Here is a 17,941-nt window from a genome sequence, read left to right as displayed (position 1 = left end):
CCGCGATGATTCGACCAGGGTGCATGGCGTTTCCTTTTCGACAGGAGGATGAAGTCCGTGATGCGGCTGTCGAATGTGGAAACTAGCAGGAACCAGTCCGCGCGAAAATAGGTGATCTGATCTCGCTGAATGAGCGTGCGAGAAAGACGAATTGAGGTGGCTAGGCGCTCGGGGAGGGCGTGCTGAAAGGCATTTGAGTGGCGCCGCGCCAAGATGAGCACGAGCTCTGCCCCGTCGATCGCGGCATGCGTCTGAACCTGTCAGCCGCCCAGCGTCCCCAGGGCCTGCTCCAGGTCGTCGGCCAGGTCGTCGACGTCCTCCAGCCCCACCGACAGCCGCACCGTCGACTCCGCGATGCCGACCGCAGCACGCCCGTCGGGGCCGAGCTTGCGGTGCGTCGTCGTCGCCGGGTGCGTGACCAGCGACTTCGCGTCGCCGAGGTTGTTCGAGATGTCCACGACCCGCAGCGCGTCCAGCACGCCGAACGTCAGCGCCTTGGCCTCCGCGGGTGTCGACCCCTCCGGCACGCGCAGGTCGAGGGTCACCACCGTGCCGCCGCCCGACTGCTGCGCGAGCGCGAGGGCGTGCTGCGGGTGCGACGGCAGATACGGGTACCGGACCTGCGCGATCGCCGGATGCCCCTCCAGCCGGGTCGCCAGCTCCAGCGCGGACGCCGTCTGGTGCCGGACCCGCAGCGACAGCGTCTCCAGGCCCTTGAGCAGCACCCACGCGTTGAACGCCGACAGCGACGGCCCGGTGTTCCGGATCAGCGTCTGCACCGGCCCGTGCACGAACGCGTCGGTGCCGAGGATGGCCCCGCCGAGCACCCGTCCCTGCCCGTCGATGTGCTTGGTCGCCGAGTACACGACCACGTCGGCGCCGAAGTCGAGCGGCCGGGAGAGCACGGGCGTCGCGAACACGTTGTCCACGACGACGACCGCGCCCGCGGCGTGCGCGAGCCGGCTGACCGTGGCGATGTCGACCAGGTCCTGCATCGGGTTGGACGGCGTCTCGAAGAACACCACGTCCGCGGGGGTCGACAGGGCCTCCTCCCACTGCGCGGGCACGTGGCCGTCGACGTAGTCGGTGCGCACGCCCCACTTCGCGAGGATCTCGTCGAAGATCACCACCGACGACCCGAACAGCGCGCGCGCGGCGACGACCCGCGAGCCCGACCGGACGAGCGCGGCGAGCGCGGTGAACACTGCCGACATGCCGGACGCCGTGGCGTAGCAGGCCTCGGCGCCCTCGAGCAGCCGGAGCCGCTCCTCGAACGTCGACACCGTCGGGTTGCCGTACCGGGAGTACAGGAACCGGTCGGCCTCGCCCGCGAACGCCGCCTCGGCGTCGGCGGCGCGGGAGTAGACGTAGCCCTGCGTGAGGAACAGCGCCTCGGACGTCTCCTGGAACGGCGTGCGGACGTGGCCGCCGCGCACGGCGAGCGTGTCGGGCCGCAGGGACTCCCGGGGAAGCCGCTCGTCGTGCCAGTCCGCCGGTCCGGGAGCGGCGCTCACGCCTCCCGCCACGGCAGGCCGGCCGCGCGCCAGCCCTGGTGGCCCCGGCGGCCGTCGGGGCCGACGTCGCCCTCGAAGCCGGTGAGCACGTTGTACGCCGGGCCGAGGCCCGCGGCGGTCGCGGTGACGGCGGCGGCGACGGAGCGCACGCCCGACCGGCACAGGAACACCCCGGGGCGCGGGTCGTCGGCGGTCACGCCGGCGGCGGCCAGGCCGTCCAGGAACGCCGGGTTGGGCCGGCCGAACGCGTCGGTCCACTCGACGAACGCCGTGCGGCCCTCGCCGGCGTCGGCGGTGTCGGGGACGCCGATGGTCTGCCACTCGCCCTCGGTGCGGACGTCCACGAGGACGGCGCGCTCGTCGGTCAGCAGCAGGTCCCAGGCCTCCTGCGGGGTGAGGTCACCCGCGTACGGCGCGGTCACAGCGGGCGCACCGGGGTGCTCGGGGCCGCCGCGGCCGGCAGCACGACGGCCTGCGCGACGATCACGCGCTCCCCGTCGAAGGTGGCGGCAGGCCCGCCGTGGAGCTCGTAGCCCTCGGCCAGGGCGGCGCTGACCCGCTCGCAGAACGAGCGGTCGTCGGGCCCCGTCAGCAGGCGGTAGCGCAGGCGGTCGTCGGTGTCGGTCATGCCTCTCCTCCATCGGATCTGGCGGAAGCACCCTCGGCCGGCCCCGGTGGGGGTCCGCGGGTTGCTGCGGCGTCGACGAGCCAGATCTCTCGGCCGCTCTGGATGGTGCGGCGATGCTACGCCATCGCCCGGACCAGGACGACCGCCCGACCGCGCCCGGGTGAACCCGTGTCGCACCGTGGACCACGGTTGACACCTGCGCGCGGGCCGTCCCATCCTCGGACGAGGTCATGAGCGCCAGCGCGAAGCCCCGGCTCGCTGGCCGGCAACCCTCCCCTCCGCGGCGGGGTGCCCCGGGTGACGACCTGGCCGTCCACCGACCGGTGGCCGGCAAGCGCGGGGTCGCCCGGTCGGCGACCGGGCCCCCACCGATCCGCTCGGGGGTAGTCCCATGTCCGTCACCGCCACCACCTCGTGTGCCGAGACCGCCCTGCTGCCCGTCGTCGGCGGGGACACGCGCGTCCCGCTCGACGGCCGGTCCGTGCCGTACGCGAACCTCGACTACGCCGCGTCCGCGCCGGCGCTCGAGTCCGTCGCCGCCCGCGTCGTCGAGGTGCTGCCGCTCTACGCGTCGGTGCACCGCGGCGCCGGCTACCTGTCCCAGGTGTCGACGGCGCTGTACGAGGCGTCGCGCGCCACGGTCGCCCGGTTCGTGGGCGCGCGCCCCGACGACGTCGCGGTCATCACCCGGAACACCACCGACGCCCTGAACCTGCTGGCCGGCTGCGTCCCCGACGGCGGCCGGGTGCTCGTCCTGGACGTCGAGCACCACGCGAACCTGCTGCCGTGGGTGCGCTCGGTCCGCGGCTCCGGCCGCACGGCGACGATCCTGCCGTCGGCGCCGACCGTCGCCGAGACGCTGACCGCGCTGCGCACGGAGCTCGCCCGGCAGCCGTACGCGCTCGTCACGCTGACCGGGGCGTCGAACGTCACGGGCGAGGCGCTGCCGATCGCCTCGGTGGTCGCGCTGGCGCAGGAGGCCGGCGCGCGGGTGGCCGTCGACGGCGCCCAGCTCGTGCCGCACCGGGCGTTCTCGCTGGCGGACAGCGGCGTCGACTACGTCGCGTTCTCCGGGCACAAGACCTACGCGCCGTTCGGCGCGGGCGCCCTGGTGGGCCGGCGCGACTGGCTCGACGCCGGCACGCCGTACCTGGCCGGCGGTGGTGCCGTCCGCGACGTGCGCACCGACCGGACGCTGTGGCAGCCGGCGCCCGCGCGGCACGAGGGCGGGTCGCCCAACGTGCTCGGCGCCGTCGCGCTGGCCGAGGCGTGCGACGCCCTGGACGCCCTGCCCGCCGGGGCCCTCGTCGAGCACGAGCGCGCGCTGCGCGAGCGCCTGGTCGACGGGCTCGCGGCGATCCCGGGAGCCCGGGTGCTGCGGCTGTGGTCCGACTCGACCGACCCGGTCGGCGTGGTCGCGTTCACGCTCGGCGACCACGACTCCGGCCTCGTGGCCGCCTACCTGTCCGCCGAGCACGGCATCGGCGTGCGGGACGGGCGGTTCTGCGCGCACCCGCTGCTGGCGCGGGTCGGCGTGACGGGCGGGGCGATCCGCGCCTCCGTCGGGGTCGGGACGGCCACGGAGACGGTCGACCGGCTGCTCGCCGGGCTGCACGCGTACGTCACCGACGGTCCCGCGGCGTCCTACGAGGTCGTCGACGGCTGCTGGACCGTGGCGGACGACACCCGGCCCCGGCCCGCCGTGACCGGCATCGACGCGATCGCGGCGACCGCCGCGGCGGCCTGCGGGCCGGCCGTCGAGGACTGAGACCCCGGCGCCGGGCGGCCCGCGCAGGGGGCGGGTCGTCGGCGCCGGTTTCGGGGTTCCTCCGAGCCGGGACCCCGTGGTGCACTGACCGCGGGGTGCCGGGAGGACGGAGCGGTGAGCGAGGTCGTGGACACGCCGTACGCGGCGCTGGACCGGGCGCGGGCCCGTCGGCGCGGGAGGTGGCGCCGGGTCGGGCTGGTGACGGCGATGGCGGTGCTCGTGGTCGGCGCGGGCGCCGCGGCCGCCGGATACCCCCGGTGGCAGGCGTGGGACCAGCGCGAGCAGCGCCTCGTCGACGCGGGCGTCGCCGACCAGCAGAGTGCTTGGTCGGAGATCGGCGACGCGCTCCGGTCGGGGCGGGAGGTGCTGCTGGACGCGGGGGCGCGGACCGACGACCACGTGGCGCGGGACGCGCTCGCCGGCCTGCTGGAGGAGGCGACCACCCTGGACGCGATGACGATCCCGGTCAACGGGTCGCGCGCGGAGCAGGGGGGCCGAGCCGCACGCGCGCGCGGCGGTCGTGCGCGAGCACGCGGCCCGGATCCGCGCGGCCGCAACCGCGCTCTCGGCGTCGGTCGGGCCCGCGGGGTGACGGCGGGCCGGCGCGGCATCACCGCACCGCGACCCCGAGGTGCGCCGCCAGCGCGCCCGCCAGGTCCAGCAGCTGCGCCTGGCTGATCGTCGCGCCCTTCAGCCCGGCGGTGCCGTCGATGCCCGCGAGCTCCGCGCCGCGCAGGTCGACGTCCTTCAGCTGCGCCCGGGTCAGGTCCAGCCGCCCGACCCGGCAGTCCTCCAGCCGGACCCGCGCCGCGCGGGCGCCCGCGAGGTCGAGGTCGCCGATGGTGCAGCCGACCAGGCGGACGTCCTGCAGCCGGGCGTCGCGCAGGTTGAGGTAGTCGATCTTGCCGCCCTCGACCGTGACCCGGTCCCACGAGCCGCCGAACGCCTCCAGCGCACCGAGCCGGCAGCCCGCGAGCGTGACGTCGCGCCACGTGCCCGAGCGCGCGCGGAGCATCCCCGCCCGGCACTCGGCGAGCGTGGTGTCGACGAGGTGGGCGTGGTCGAGCTCCGCCCCGTCCAGGTCGCACGCCCGGAGCAGGCACTCGATGAACCGGGCGCTCTCCGCGTCGGCACCGGCGAGGTCGAGGCCGTCGAGCAGGAGGCGGTCGTAGTCGCCCTCGGGCTCGACGGGGCCGGGGTACGGGTCGAGGAGGTCGGTGCGCGGGGCGGGCATGGGTCCAGCCTCGCACCCCGGGACCCGGCCTGAGGACGACGGCCGATCGGGGTCCCGGCGCCCCTAGCGTGGTCGGCATGGCGGCGGGAGCGGCGGTGACGCAGGCGGCGCCGGCGCTCGGGACGGCGGAGTGGCTGGCGGAGTTCCTGCTGTCCCCGGGGCCGGCGGCGCTGGCGGCGGTGCTCGCCGCGGCGGTCGGGTTCGCGGCGACGCGGGCACGGATCCGGGCGGACCGGGCGGCGGCGGAGAAGGCGCGTCAGGACGCGGCGCTCCGGTCGGCCGTCGCCAGGCGCGGGCAGGTGGAGGACCGGGACCTCGCGCAGTGGTGGGCGGTCTTCCGCTGGGTGGCGGCGCAGGACGACCCGGACGGGACCGTCCCGGCATCGGGGGTCCTGGAGGCGCTCGGCGGCGGCGCGGACGATGGTGTCCGCTCGGCGCTCGTGACGCTAGCGTTGAGCCGGGGCCGGACGAGCGAGGAGCGCTGCGATGACGCCTGACCCCGAGTCCACGCCGCCTCGGCCGCGCCGCGGGTGGCCACCGGAGGTCCAGGCCCAGGTCGACGAGTACATCGCGCGGCTCTCCGAGGGCGGCGACCTGTGGCAGCGGGCCCGCGACCGGGAGCGCGCGAGGTACGAGGAGCTCGAGGAGGACATCCGCCCGCGCGCGGGAGGGTGTGGCGTACTGGGAGGCCGAGCACCGGCGCCTCACCCGCGGCGGCCCGGTCCGGCGGATGCTCCGCGCCCTCTTCACCTAGACGCCGCGCACCCGCCGGACCGCGTCGGCCTCACCCCCGCGCCCGCACCTCCGCCGTCAGGTGCGGCCTGCGGCGCTTCGCGTCCCACGCCGTCACCGACCACGCCCCGTCACCGGACGCGGCGACCCGCACCACCGGCGTCGACGGCAGCAGCACCGGCGCCGCGAACTCGACGTCCCAGTCGTACGCCTCCCCGCGCCGGGCGCCGACCGCGGCGAGCGCCCGCGCAGCGGTGAGCATCCCGTGCGCGATGGCCCGCGGGAAGCCGAGGGCCCGCGCGGTCAACGGGTGCAGGTGGATGGGGTTGGCGTCGCCCGACACGGCGGCGTACCGGCGGCCCGCCCCGGCGTCGAACGCCCACCGACCGGTGGGCACGGGCGCCACGAACTCCGGGCGGGCGCCGTCCTCGGGCTCCGGCCCGGGCACCCGGACCCCCGGCGCCAGGTAGGTCGACACCCCGCGCCAGGCCGGCGGCTCGTCGGCGGCGCGCCCGCGCGGCGCACCTCGGCGACCAGCTCGACCTGCGCACCCTTGCGGTGCGGCCGCAGGTCCTCCGCCCAGGACCGGATGTCCAGGACGTCCCCGACCCGGAGCGGGGAGCGCTGCTCGACCCGGTTGGCCAGGTGCACGATGCCGAGCGGCGGCATAGGGAAGTCCGGCCGGACGATCAGCGCGATGCCGACCGGGAACGTGAGGACGTGCACGAACCCCGCCGGCAGCACGTCCGACGCCGGCTCGCCGACCAGGTGCTGGTAGGCGGTGAGCCGCGCCGGGTCGGGGACGACGCCGCCGAGGCGGTGCTCGACGGACGGCAGCGCCGGGGCGGTGCGCGGGCTCTCGGCGTCCGGGCCGCCCGGGATCCCCGGCACCCCGCCCAGCACCCGCCGCACCGGACCGCCGACGGCCGCGCGCCCGGAGGCCAGCCCGGCACGCGCGTACAGCCCGCCGAGCCCGGGCGACTCCGCGAGCGTGAGCACCCGCCGACCGGCGGAACCGCCCGCCCCGCCGGACCCGGCTCCGTCCGCCCCGCCGGCCCGCGCCCGCGCCTCGACCGCCGTCACCGTCCCACCATGCTCTGCCCGCACACCCGCAGCACCTGCCCGACGACCCCACCCGCCTGCGGCGACGCGAGGAACGCCACGGCCTCGGCCACGTCCACCGGCAGCCCGCCCTGCTGGAGCGACGAGAGCCGGCGGGCGACCTGCCGGGTGAGCGCCGGCATCCGCGCCGTCATCTCGGTCTCGATGAAACCGGGGGCGACCGCGTTGGCGGTGCCTCCGGACGCGGCGAGCAGCGGCGCGGTGGCCTGCACCATGCCGATGACCCCGCCCTTCGACGCGGCGTAGTTGCTCTGCCCGCGGTTGCCCGCGATCCCCGACGTCGACGCGAGCGACACGATGCGCGGCGCGTCGGCGAAGTCGCCGGAGGTCAGCAGGGTCTCGTTGATCCGGAGCTGCGCCGCGATGTTCACCGCGATCACCGACTCCCAGCGGTCGGCCGTCATGTTGGCGAGCAGCTTGTCCCGCGTGATGCCGGCGTTGTGCACCATCACGTCGAGCCGCCCGTGCCGCCCGAGCGCGTGCTCCAGGATCCGGGCGCCGGCGTCGTCCGCGGTGACGTCGAGCTGCAGCGCGGTGCCGCGGACCCGGTTGGCGACGGCGGCCAGGGCCTCGCCCGCGGCGGGCACGTCGACGGCGACGACGGTCGCCCCGTCCCGCGCGAGCGTGGTCGCGATGGCCTCGCCGATCCCGCGCGCCGCGCCGGTCACGACGGCGACCCGGCCCTCCAGCGGCCGCTCCCAGTCCGCGGGCAGCGCACCGGCCGCGGAGTCGACGGGGAGCAGCTGGCCGTCCACGTACGCGGACCGGGCGGACAGCAGGAACCGGAGGGCACCGAGGACGGCGGGCGCGGTGACCGGCACGTCGTCGGCCAGGACCACGCCGTTGCCGGTCGCCCCGGCGCGGAGCTCCTTCGCGATCGACCGCAGCGCGCCGTCGACGCCCTGACGCGCGGCGGCGAGCGCAGGCGCCTGGTCAGGGGTGGCACCCCGGGACACCGTGACGACCCGGCCGCCGGGGGCCAGCGTCTTCAGCACCGGCGCGAGCGCCAGCAGGGGCTCGGCCAGGTCCCGCGGGTGCGCGACGTCGGTCAGCGCGAGGACGACGGCCGCGAACCGGGTGCCCTCGCCGGCGTGCCGGCGGACGTCCAGGTCCCAGCCCTTGTGCTCGGGCGAGGTGCCGGCCAGGAACTGCGCGAGCGTGTCGGCGTCGCCGCCCTCGCCGAGGACCAGCACCGGCCCGTCGACCAGCGGGGCGCCCGCGCGGTACCGGCGCAGCCGCGCCGGACGGGGGAGGCCGAGCTGCTTCGCGACCTTCGCGGTGAACCCGCTGTTCACCAGGTCCAGGTAGGTGTCGGTGGCCATCACACCGCCTCCAGGATCGCCGCGACGCCGAGGCCGCCCGCGGCGCACACGGACACCAGGGCGCGGACCGGCCGGTCCTCGCCGGCGGCGAGCAGCTCCGCCCGGCGCCGGTGCAGCGTCTTGGCGACCGTCGCGACGATCCGGCCGCCGGTCGCGGCGAACGGGTGCCCGGCCGCCAGCGAGGAGCCGTGCACGTTGAGGCGCTCGCGGTCGACGGTGCCGAGCGCGTCGTCCAGGCCGAGGCGGGACAGGCAGAACTCCTTGTCCTCCCAGGCCGCCAGGGTGGTCAGCAGCGTGGACGCGAACGCCTCGTGGATCTCCACGTAGTCCAGGTCGTCGAGCCCGAGGCCCTGCCGGGCGAGCAGCCGCGGCACCGCGTACACGGGGGCCATCAGGAGCCCGTCCTCGCCGTGCACGAAGTCGACGGCCGCGGTCTCGGCGTCGACCACGGCGGCGAGCGGGGTCAGGCCCCGGGCGCGGGCCCAGTCCTCGGACGCGAGCAGCACCGCGGACGCGCCGTCGGTGAGCGGCGTCGAGTTGCCGGCGGTCATCGTCGCCGGGGTGTCGAGCCGGGTGCCGAACACCGGCTTCAGCTTCCCGAGCTTCTCCAGCGAGGTGTCCGCGCGCAGGTTCTGGTCGCGGACGAGGCCGCGGTACGGGGTGACGAGGTCGTCGAAGAACCCCTCGTCGTACGCGGCGGCGAGCCGCTGGTGGCTGGCGAGCGCGACCTCGTCCTGCGCCTGCCGGGAGATGCCCCACTGCGCGGTGGTGAGCGCCTGGTGCTCGCCCATCGACAGGCCGGTGCGCGGCTCGTCGGTGCGCGGCGTCGCCGGCTTGAGGTCCCCGGGCCGGAGCGCCGACGCGGCCTTGAGCCGCTGCGGGACCGTCTTCGCCCGGGCCAGGGTCAGCAGCGTCCGGCGCAGGCCCTCGCTGACGGCGATCGGCACGTCCGACGCGGAGTCGACGCCGCCCGCGACGCCCGACTCGACCTGGCCGAGCCGGATCTTGTTGGCGATCGACACGACCGCCTCGAGCCCGGTCGCGCACGCCTGCTGCAGGTCGTACGCCGGGGTGCGCGCCGACAGCGGCGAACCGAGCACGGCCTCGCGGGTGAGGTTGAAGTCGCGGCTGTGCTTGAGCACGGCGCCGGCGACGACCTCGCCCAGGACCTCGTCCTGCAGCCCGTACCGGGCGACGAGCCCGTCGAGCGCGGCCGTGAGCATGTCGAGGTTGCTCACCCGGGCGTACGGCCCGCCGGCCCGCGCGAACGGGATCCGGTTGCCGCCGACCACCACGGCGCGCGCGCCGCCGGTCGTCGTGGCTGCCGTGGGTGAGCTGGGGGTCGCTGCCATCGGGGTCCTCCCGCATCGTCGTCGATCAGGGTGGTGCCGGTCGGGTCCTGCCCGCTGCGGCCGGGGAAAGTCGGGACCTCGGTCCCTTGCAGCAACGGTGCCCGAAACTCACAGTACCTGATACCGTCGGTTCTGTGACCCCGATCACCCGCGCACCGTCGACGGCGACGGACGACGGCCGGTCGACCCGGTGGGAGGACCACCGCGAGGCCCGCCGCGCCGAGCTCGTGCGCGTCGCGCGCAAGGTGGTGCACCACGGCGGCCCGGACGTGTCGATGGACGACATCGCAGCGGCCGCCGGCACGTCGAAGTCGATCGTCTACCGGTACTTCACCGACAAGGACGGCCTGCAGCTCGCGGTCGCCGCGGCGGTGGTCGCCGACATCCGCGACGCCCTGGACGTCGCCGCGGCGGGGGCGGCCGGGCCGCGCGACGCGCTGCGGGGGATGGTCGACACCTACCTGTCGATGATCGAGTCCTCGCCGCACGTGTACGCGTTCGTGACCCGCGGCGGCTCCGTGGGCCACTTCCTCGACTCGGTCACCGAGCTGGTGGCGGCGCCGTTCGTGCGGGCGCTGGAGGAGGGCCCCGGCGCCACGGCCGACCCCGCCGACGCCGCCTGGACGCGGCTGTGGGCCGCCGGTGCCGTCGGGTTCGTGCGGGGTGCGGGGGAGCGCTGGCTCGCGGCGCCCGGCACCCCCGACGCCGGCCGCGAGGACCGCGAGGACGTCGCCACCCGCGTCGCCGCCTGGTTGTGGGCCGGGCCGGTCGGCGCGCGCACCCGCGAGCAGGCCGGACGCACCGAGCCCGCTCCGCAGGGAGACCGGCAGGACCGAGAGCACCCGCAGGACTGATCCACCCCGTGCGTCGACGGCGACGCACCGACGGAGGGAACGCGCATGACGACCACCGCACCGACCCCGGCCACCACCCCCGGCCCGGCGGTGACGACCCCGACCGCGACCGTCCGGCCCACCGGCGCCGGGCACCCGCACGGCCGGAAGCACGCGGACCCGCGCGTGGACGTGCCCCGGCTGACCGACGTGCTGCTGGGCCGGTACGCCGACCTGCGCCGCGGCGCGCGCGACGTGGTCGCCCAGCCGCGGTTCCAGCGCGTCGAGGGCCTGCCCGTCCCCGAGCACCGGGCCCGGGTGCTCGACCAGCTCCGGACGCTGGCGCGCGAGGGCGACGTGCTGCGCGCCTTCCCCGAGCGGCTGGGTGGCGCCGACGACCACGGCGGCAGCCTGGCCCGGTTCGAGGAGCTGGTGGCCGCCGACCCGTCGCTGCAGATCAAGGCCGGCGTTCAGTGGGGCCTGTACGCGTCTGCGATCCTGCACCTCGGCACCGAGCGGCACCACGACCGGCTGCTCCCCGGCGCGATGTCGGTCGACGTGCCCGGTGCGTTCGCGATGACGGAGACCGGCCACGGCTCGGACGTCGCCAGCATCGGCACGACCGCCACGTACGACCCCGCCACCGAGGAGTTCGTGCTGCACACGCCGTTCCGGGCGGCGTGGAAGGACTACCTCGGCAACGCGGGCCAGCACGGCACGGCGGCGGTGGTGTTCGCCCAGCTCGTGTCGCAGGGCCCGGACGACCCGCGGCCGGTGAACCACGGGGTGCACGCCTTCCACGTGCCGATCCGGGACGCCGCGACCGGCGAGTTCCTGCCGGGCGTCGGCGGCGAGGACGACGGCCTCAAGGGCGGGCTGAACGGCATCGACAACGGCCGGCTGTGGTTCGACCACGTGCGGGTCCCGCGGGCCGACCTGCTCGACCGGTACGGCTCGGTGGCGGCGGACGGCACCTACTCCTCGCCGATCGCCAGCCCGGGTCGCCGGTTCTTCACCATGCTCGGCACTCTCGTGCAGGGCCGGGTCTCCCTCGACGGCGCGGCGGTGAACGCCGCCAAGCTCGGCCTGGTCGTCGCGGTGACCTACGGCAACCAGCGCCGGCAGTTCGCCGGGGCGTCCCCGACCGACGAGGTGGTCCTGCTCGACTACGGCGAGCACCGCCGCCGGCTGCTGCCGCTGCTCGCCGAGACCTACGCCGCGACGTTCGCGCACGAGCACCTGCTCGCCGCGTTCGACGACGTGTTCTCCGGCCGGGACGACACCCCGGAGTCGCGCGAGGAGCTCGAGACCCTCGCGGCGGCGCTGAAGCCGACGTCGACCTGGCACGCGCTGCGCACCCTGCAGACGTGCCGGGAGGCGTGCGGCGGCGCGGGCTTCCTCACCGCCAACCGGCTGACCTCGCTGCGCGCCGACCTCGACGTCTACGTGACGTTCGAGGGCGACAACACCGTGCTCTACCAGCTCGTCGGCAAGCGGCTGCTCGCCCGGTACGCCGCGCAGGTCGGCGGCGACCCGGCCGTCATGGCCCGGCTGGTGGCGGGCAAGGCGGCCGACGCCGCGCTGCACCGGATGCCGCTGGCCCGGGCCGTGCAGACGCTGGTCGACGCGGGCGACGCGCGCCGGTCGGCCGGCCAGCTCCGGGACCCGCACACCCAGCGGGACCTCCTGGCGGACCGGGTGGCGACGATGGTGGCCGAGCTCGCCCAGGCGCTCCGTCCGGCCCGGCGCGCCGCCCCCGAGGTCGCCGCCGAGCTGTTCGACGCCCACCAGCACGAGCTGGTCGAGGCCGCCCGCGCGCACGCCGAGCTGCTGCAGTGGGAGGCCTTCACCCGGGCGCTCGACGCGGTGCCGGACGCGGGCACCCGCCAGGTGCTCACCCGGCTGCGCGACCTGTTCGGGCTCACCGTCATCGAGCGCAACCTCGCCTGGTACCTGGTGAACGGGCGGCTGTCCGCGGGCCGGGCGCGCACGGTGACGTCCTACATCGAGCGGCTGCTGCTCCGGCTGCGGCCGCACGCGCAGGACCTGGTCGACGCGTTCGGGTACTCCCCGGAGCACGTGCGGGCCGAGATCGCGTCGGGCGCGGAGGCCGAGCGGCAGGCGGAGGCTCGGGAGGCGCAGCGCGCCGCGCGGGCGTCGGGGACGGAGCCGGTGCCGGAGCCCAAGCCGGCGCGCTGAGGCGGGGCGGGGCAGCCCGGGCCGCCACCCCGCCCGCGGTGGAAGGTTCTGCCGGACACGCCCGGGGCGTGTCCGGCAGAACCGTCCACTCGAGGGTCGTGCCGGGCCTCAGACCCCCGGCAGCTGCGGCACCGCCGCCAGGAGCCGGCGGGTGTACGCCTCCTGCGGCGACGCCAGCAGCGACGCCGTCGGCCCCTCCTCGACGACCCGGCCGTGGTGCAGCACGACGGTCCGCTCGCACAGCCGCCCGACGATGGCGATGTCGTGCGACACGAGCACCAGCGTCAGCCCCTGCTCCGCCGCGAGCCGCTGCAGCAGGTCGACGACCTGCCCGCGCACGGACACGTCGAGCGCCGAGACCGGCTCGTCGGCGACGAGCACCGACGGCCGGGGCGCCAGGGCCCGCGCGATCGCGATCCGCTGCCGCTGCCCGCCGGAGAACTGCGCCGGGTACCGGGACGCGACGTCGGGGTCGAGGCCGACCGCGGCCAGCACCTCGGCGACCCGCTCCCGGTGGTCGCCCGGGACCTTCAGCGAGCGGAGCGGCTCCGCGACCACGGCGCCGACCCGCATCCGGGGGTCGAGCGAGGACCGCGGGTCCTGGAACACCGGCTGGACGTCGGCGCGGAGTCGGCGGAGCAGGTGCCGGTCGCGGCGCGCCAGCGACTCGCCGCGGTACCGGACCTCGCCCGCGGTGGGGGAGTCGAGCGCGAGCAGCTGGCGCAGCAGGGTCGACTTCCCGGAGCCGGACTCGCCGACGATGCCGACGCTGCGGCCGGCCTCGACGCGCACCGAGACGCCGTCGAGCGCGCGGGTGGCGCCGAACGTGCGCACCACGTCGACGGCCTCGAGCACGGGCGCGGCAGGGGCGTCCGGCGCGCCGGCGGGGGTCGGGACGGTCGCGGTCATCGGGCCGCCTCCCCGCTCGTCGCCGGCCCCGCGGCCGACCCTCCGGGCAGCCCCGTCACCGCCCGCGCCGCCCCGACGAGCTCCCGCGTGTACGCGGCCTCGCCCCCGGCCAGCGCCGCGGCCACGGACGTGTGCTCCACCACCCGGCCGTCGCGCATGACCACCAGGTCCCGCGCGACGCGGGCGACCACGGGCAGGTCGTGCGTGACGAAGACGAGCGCGACGCCGGTCCGGTCCACGAGGTCGTCGAGCAGGTCGAGCACCTCGGCCTGGACGGTCACGTCGAGCGCGGTCGTCGGCTCGTCGGCCAGCAGCACGCGCGGCTCGCAGGCCAGGGCCATCGCCAGGGCGACCCGCTGCCGCTGCCCGCCGGACAGCTGCCACGGGTAGGAGCCGAGGATGCGCTCGGTGTCGTCGAGGTGCACGAGCCGGGCCAGCCGGGCCGCCTCCTCGCGCGCCGCCGCGCCGCGCAGCCCGCGGTGCAGCCGCAGCGGGCCGGTGATCTGCCGGCCGACGGTCATCAGCGGGTCGAGCGCGGTCAGCGGCTCCTGGAACACCATCGCGACCTGCCCGCCGCGGACCTTCGCCAGCCGCCGCGGGGGCAGCGTCAGCAGGTCCTCGCCGTCGAGCAGGACGCGGCCGGTGGCCCGCATCCCCTCGGGCAGCAGGCCGAGCACGGCCAGCGCGGTCATCGACTTGCCGGAGCCGGACTCGCCGACGACGCCGAGCCGGCCGCCCGCGTCCAGCGACCAGGAGACGCCGTCGAGGATCCGGCGCCCGGTCGAGGTGGTGACGGTCAGGTCCTCGACGGACAGCAGGGCGGTCATCGGTCCCCCCTCAGGTTCGGGTCGGTGCGCTCGCGGACGCCGTCGCCGAGCAGGTTCAGCCCGAGCACGGCGACCACGATCGCGAGGCCGGGCAGGATCGCGCCCCACGGCTGGACGAGCATGGTCGACTGCGCCTCCTGGAGCAGCCGGCCCCAGGACGCGTTGGGCGGCGGGGCGCCCAGGCCGAGGTAGGACAGCGACGCCTCGGCGAGCACGGCGCCGCCGCCGAGCAGCATCAGCTGCACCAGCAGGGTCGGCCAGACGTTCGGCACGACGTGCCGCAGCACGGTGCCCCACCAGCCGGTGCCCGCGGCGTGCGCGGCGGTGACGTAGTCCTCACGCAGCACCCGCGCGACGTTGACCCGGGTGACCCGGGCGATGACGGCCGACCCGGAGATGCCGATGGCCCAGATCGCCGACGACAGGGAGGCCCCGCGCACCGTGACGATGAGCATGGCGAGCAGCAGCGTGGGGAACGCGATGAGCAGGTCGACCGCCGAGAGCAGCGTGACGTCGACCCAGCGCCGGGTGGCGCCGGCGAGCACGCCGACCGCGACGCCGAGCACCCCGGCGACGAGCATCGAGGCGACCGCGACGACCAGGGCGTTGCCCGCGCCGGTCATCAGCTGGGACAGCAGGTCGCGGCCGAGGCGGTCGGTGCCGCCCCAGTGCGCGGCGCTCGGGCCGGCCAGGCGCTCGCCGGTGCCGGTGTCGTCGAGCGCGTAGGGCGTCCAGAACAGCGACACCAGACCGACCAGGGCGACCACCCCGACCAGGACGGCGCCCACGACGAGCGACGGGGGCAGGCGGCGGCCCCCGCGGGACCGCCCGGTCGCGGGGGTCTCCGGTGCGGCGCCGGGCGCCTCGACGCCCCGCGCGACCGGGCTCGTGGTGGTCAGCTCGCCGGTCATGCCGTCACCTCCGCCGTCCGCAGCCGCGGGTCGATGGCGCGCTGCCCGAGGTCGACCAGCGCGTTCATGATCAGCACGATCGCGGTGAGCCCCAGCACGAGCGCCTGCACCACCGGCAGGTCGCGGGAGGTCACCGAGTCGAGCAGCAGCGTGCCCAGCCCGGGCAGGGCGAACACGTTCTCGATCACCACGGCGCCGAGCAGCGAGGTCGCCAGCTCGATGCCGAGGATCGACACGACGGGCACGGCCGCGTTGCGCAGCCCGTGCCGCGCCAGCGCGTGCCACCGGCCGTAGCCGAGAGACCGCGCGGTGCGGAGGTAGTCCTGGTCCAGCACGTCGAGGGTCGCGGACCGCACGTACCGGACCATGACCGCCGACATCGCGATCGCCACGGTCACCACCGGCAGCACCAGCGACCGCACCGCCGCGGCGGGGTCGTCCCAGCCGGTGCGCGGGAACCCGCCGGCCGGCAGCCACCGGGCCTGCAGGGCCAGGACGAGCACGAGCAGCACGCCCACCCAGAACACCGGCACCGCGACGCCGAGCTGGGACACGGCCGACACCGCGACCCCGACCGGCCCGCGCCGGTGCACCGCGGCGATGACGCCGAGGGGCACCGACACGAGCACGGCCAGGACGAACGCGGACAGGCTGAGCGGCACCGTGATGGGCAGCTTCTGCGTGATGAGGTCGGCCACGGGGAGCCGGGACACGAACGACGTGCCCAGGTCCCCGCGGACGATCTGGCCGAGCCACTGCACGTACTGCGTCACCACCGGCTGGTCCGTCCCGAGCTCCGAGCGGAGCTGGTCGAGCTGGTCCGTGGTGGTGCCCACGCCCAGGGTGGCGCCCGCGGCGTCGCCCGGCAGCAGCCGGAGCACGACGAACACGACCACGCTGGCCAGGACGAGGGAGATCAGCAGGGCGCCGATCCGCAGCAGTGCAGCGCGCACGGTGTCAGGACTCCCGGACGATGTCGGCGACGTAGAACGACTCGGTCACCTGGTCGACGGGGAAGCCGGTGACGTCGGAGCGGGCGACGCGGATCTGCGGGTCCAGGTACAGCCAGGCGGACGCCGCCTCCTCGCCGATGGTCTCGTTGACCTGCTTGAGCAGGTCGACCTGCTCGGCCTCGGTGCTCGCCTCGTCGGCCTGGGCGACCCACTCCTGCACCTGCGGGTTGTCGTAGCCCCAGTAGAAGTCGGGGTTCGCGTACCAGAGCACGTCGCGCGGGTTCACGTGGCCCATGAGGGTCGTCTCGAAGTCGTGGTCCGTGTAGACCTTCTGGTACCAGGTGGCGTCGTCGATCGGGTTCGGGGTCAGCGTGACGCCGACGGCGGCGAGGTTCTTGGTGAGCAGCGCGAGGATCGCCTCGGTGGTGTCGTCCGGGATGTAGTCCACGGAGATCTCCAGGTCGGTGACGCCGGCCTCGTCGAGGAGCGCCTGCGCGGCCTCCGGGTCGTAGCCGTGCACGTCGGCCTGGTCGACGAACCACGGGTCCGTCGGCGGGACCATCGAGCCGACGACCTGGCCGTAGCCGTCCCAGACCGCCGACAGGATCGCGTCGCGGTCGATGGCCTTGTAGAGCGCCTGGCGGACGCGGACGTCGCTGAACGGCGCCTCGCGGTCGTTGAACGCCCAGAGCTGCTTGGTGGTCGAGGTGCCCTCGGTGATCGTGAAGTCCGGGTCGTCCTCGAACTGCACGAGCTGGTCCGGGGAGTCCTCGGCGATGACCAGGTCCAGGTCGCCGGTGAGCAGCGCGTTGTTCAGGGCGGTGGTGTCCTGGAAGAACCGGAACGTGACGCCGGCGTTCTGCGCGGGCTCGCCCCAGTAGCCGTCGTACTTCTCGATGGTGAGGTGGTCGCCCTGCACCCACTCGACGAACCGGTACGGGCCGGTGCCGTTGTCGCTGGTGAGCTCCGTGTCCCCGTCCTTCACGATCGTGACGGAGGCGAGGTAGAACGTCAGGCCCTGCGACGGGCGGGACAGGTCGAGCTCGACGGTGGCGTCGTCGACCGCGGTGGCCTGCTGGATGACGAGCAGGTCGCTCTTGCGGGCGGACTTCGACTCCGGGCCGATCGCCTCGGAGATGCTCCACACCACGTCGTCCGCGGTCAGCGGCGTGCCGTCGTGGAAGGTCACGTCCGGCTGCAGGTGGAACGTGTACGACAGGCCGTCCTCGGAGACGTCCCAGGACTCGGCCAGCGTCGGGATCACCTGGCCGTCGACGTCCACCGAGGTCAGGCCCTCGAACACGTTGCGCGTCATGGTCTGCGAGACGCCGGACGAGCCGCCGACGTTGCGGACGAGCCCGGTGGGCTCGTTGGTGGATCCGATGACGATCTCGGCCGAGGCGTCGGGTGTGCCCGAGGCTGCGGACGAGTCGCCGGAGCCCGAGCCGGAGCCGCAGGCGGCCAGCGCCAGGGCGGCGACGGCCAGGGCGGCGCCGAGCGGGGCGCGGCGGGAGCGACGGGTGCTCACGGGGGTGTCCTTCCGGGAGGGCCGCGCGGCGGTGTGCCGCGCGAGGGGGATGGGCGTGCGTCCGGGCGGCGGGCGGGCTGCCCGCGGCCGGGTGCGTGCGTCGGCGCCG

At 75.9% G+C, this 17,941-nt stretch carries 18 protein-coding genes and 2 riboswitches; of the genes, 5 read left to right on the top strand and 13 right to left on the bottom strand.

Translation table 11 applies throughout. The features are described from left to right. Positions 1-260: 260 nt before the first annotated feature. From FKM96_RS06745 to FKM96_RS06735, 3 genes are read right to left on the bottom strand one after another with little or no spacing between them, the layout of a single operon-like run. On the bottom strand, positions 261-1,514 hold the full coding sequence (locus FKM96_RS06745; RefSeq protein ID WP_246855239.1) for an O-succinylhomoserine sulfhydrylase: 1,254 nt from the start codon (positions 1,512-1,514) through the stop codon (positions 261-263). Then, positions 1,511-1,936, bottom strand: a complete 426-nt coding sequence (locus FKM96_RS06740) for a rhodanese-like domain-containing protein (protein ID WP_147794586.1) — start codon at positions 1,934-1,936, stop codon at positions 1,511-1,513. The genes FKM96_RS06745 and FKM96_RS06740 overlap by 4 nt, the downstream gene beginning before the upstream one ends. Then, positions 1,933-2,142 (bottom strand): DUF1737 domain-containing protein, encoded by a 210-nt coding sequence (locus FKM96_RS06735; RefSeq protein WP_147794585.1) that lies wholly within the window; start codon positions 2,140-2,142, stop codon positions 1,933-1,935. The genes FKM96_RS06740 and FKM96_RS06735 overlap by 4 nt, the downstream gene beginning before the upstream one ends. Before the next feature lie 6 nt (positions 2,143-2,148). Continuing rightward, positions 2,149-2,251, bottom strand: a riboswitch (SAM riboswitch). A 117-nt stretch (positions 2,252-2,368) separates the two neighbouring features. Further along, a riboswitch (SAM riboswitch) is annotated at positions 2,369-2,485 on the top strand. Between the two features lie 48 nt (positions 2,486-2,533). Here FKM96_RS06735 and FKM96_RS06730 point away from each other — a divergent pair. Next, positions 2,534-3,910 (top strand): aminotransferase class V-fold PLP-dependent enzyme, encoded by a 1,377-nt coding sequence (locus tag FKM96_RS06730; protein ID WP_147794584.1) that lies wholly within the window; start codon positions 2,534-2,536, stop codon positions 3,908-3,910. A 114-nt stretch (positions 3,911-4,024) separates the two neighbouring features. After that, on the top strand, positions 4,025-4,588 hold the full coding sequence (locus FKM96_RS06725) for a hypothetical protein (protein WP_147794583.1): 564 nt from the start codon (positions 4,025-4,027) through the stop codon (positions 4,586-4,588). Here the strand turns inward: FKM96_RS06725 and FKM96_RS06720 are convergent. Beyond that, entirely contained in the window at positions 4,521-5,144 is a 624-nt protein-coding gene (locus FKM96_RS06720; RefSeq protein WP_147794582.1) for a pentapeptide repeat-containing protein, read from the bottom strand. The genes FKM96_RS06725 and FKM96_RS06720 overlap by 68 nt on opposite strands. 77 nt (positions 5,145-5,221) lie before the next feature. Between FKM96_RS06720 and FKM96_RS06715 the strand changes: the two genes are divergently transcribed. After that, entirely contained in the window at positions 5,222-5,641 is a 420-nt protein-coding gene (locus tag FKM96_RS06715) for a hypothetical protein (protein WP_147794581.1), read from the top strand. A gap of 287 nt (positions 5,642-5,928) precedes the next feature. On the opposite strand, the gene FKM96_RS21355 is transcribed toward FKM96_RS06715, so the two are convergent. Genes FKM96_RS21355 through FKM96_RS06700 form a run of 4 tightly spaced genes read right to left on the bottom strand, consistent with a single transcriptional unit; the run spans position 5,929 to position 9,672 of the window. Then, positions 5,929-6,183, bottom strand: a complete 255-nt coding sequence (locus FKM96_RS21355; protein ID WP_246855238.1) for a MaoC/PaaZ C-terminal domain-containing protein — start codon at positions 6,181-6,183, stop codon at positions 5,929-5,931. Continuing rightward, positions 6,180-6,959: a hypothetical protein gene (locus FKM96_RS06710; protein WP_246855237.1), complete on the bottom strand. Its 780-nt coding sequence runs from the start codon at positions 6,957-6,959 to the stop codon at positions 6,180-6,182. Before FKM96_RS06710 ends, FKM96_RS21355 begins: the two co-directional genes overlap by 4 nt. Then, entirely contained in the window at positions 6,956-8,320 is a 1,365-nt protein-coding gene (locus FKM96_RS06705; protein ID WP_147794580.1) for a 3-oxoacyl-ACP reductase, read from the bottom strand. The genes FKM96_RS06710 and FKM96_RS06705 overlap by 4 nt, the downstream gene beginning before the upstream one ends. Further along, positions 8,320-9,672 (bottom strand): acetyl-CoA C-acetyltransferase, encoded by a 1,353-nt coding sequence (locus tag FKM96_RS06700; RefSeq protein ID WP_147794579.1) that lies wholly within the window; start codon positions 9,670-9,672, stop codon positions 8,320-8,322. The genes FKM96_RS06705 and FKM96_RS06700 overlap by 1 nt, the downstream gene beginning before the upstream one ends. 134 nt (positions 9,673-9,806) lie before the next feature. On the opposite strand from FKM96_RS06700, the gene FKM96_RS06695 reads away from it, so the two are divergent. Both FKM96_RS06695 and FKM96_RS06690 read left to right on the top strand, forming a co-directional pair. Continuing rightward, positions 9,807-10,526: a TetR/AcrR family transcriptional regulator gene (locus FKM96_RS06695; protein ID WP_147794578.1), complete on the top strand. Its 720-nt coding sequence runs from the start codon at positions 9,807-9,809 to the stop codon at positions 10,524-10,526. 45 nt (positions 10,527-10,571) lie between these two features. Further along, complete coding sequence (locus FKM96_RS06690; RefSeq protein ID WP_147794577.1) at positions 10,572-12,704, top strand: acyl-CoA dehydrogenase; 2,133 nt, start codon at positions 10,572-10,574, stop codon at positions 12,702-12,704. A gap of 108 nt (positions 12,705-12,812) precedes the next feature. On the opposite strand, the gene FKM96_RS06685 is transcribed toward FKM96_RS06690, so the two are convergent. The 5 genes from FKM96_RS06685 to FKM96_RS06665 are packed head-to-tail and all read right to left on the bottom strand — an operon-like array spanning position 12,813 to position 17,832. Then, positions 12,813-13,613 (bottom strand): ABC transporter ATP-binding protein, encoded by an 801-nt coding sequence (locus FKM96_RS06685; RefSeq protein ID WP_147794576.1) that lies wholly within the window; start codon positions 13,611-13,613, stop codon positions 12,813-12,815. Continuing rightward, the gene (locus FKM96_RS06680) at positions 13,610-14,440 is read right to left on the bottom strand and encodes an ABC transporter ATP-binding protein (protein WP_147794575.1); all 831 of its coding nucleotides are present in this window, start codon (positions 14,438-14,440) and stop codon (positions 13,610-13,612) included. The genes FKM96_RS06685 and FKM96_RS06680 overlap by 4 nt, the downstream gene beginning before the upstream one ends. Continuing rightward, complete coding sequence (locus FKM96_RS06675; RefSeq protein ID WP_147794574.1) at positions 14,437-15,351, bottom strand: ABC transporter permease; 915 nt, start codon at positions 15,349-15,351, stop codon at positions 14,437-14,439. Before FKM96_RS06675 ends, FKM96_RS06680 begins: the two co-directional genes overlap by 4 nt. Beyond that, positions 15,348-16,304, bottom strand: coding sequence for an ABC transporter permease (locus FKM96_RS06670; RefSeq protein ID WP_147794573.1), 957 nt, complete (start codon positions 16,302-16,304; stop codon positions 15,348-15,350). The genes FKM96_RS06675 and FKM96_RS06670 overlap by 4 nt, the downstream gene beginning before the upstream one ends. Before the next feature lie 4 nt (positions 16,305-16,308). Further along, positions 16,309-17,832 (bottom strand): ABC transporter substrate-binding protein, encoded by a 1,524-nt coding sequence (locus tag FKM96_RS06665; protein ID WP_147794572.1) that lies wholly within the window; start codon positions 17,830-17,832, stop codon positions 16,309-16,311. Between the last annotated feature and the right edge of the window lie 109 nt (positions 17,833-17,941).

Source organism: Cellulomonas sp. Y8 (assembly GCF_008033115.1).
Taxonomy (GTDB): Bacteria; Actinomycetota; Actinomycetes; order Actinomycetales; family Cellulomonadaceae; genus Cellulomonas.
Note: the sequence above shows the minus strand (reverse complement) of the source record. Positions and strands in the feature narration are given on the sequence as shown.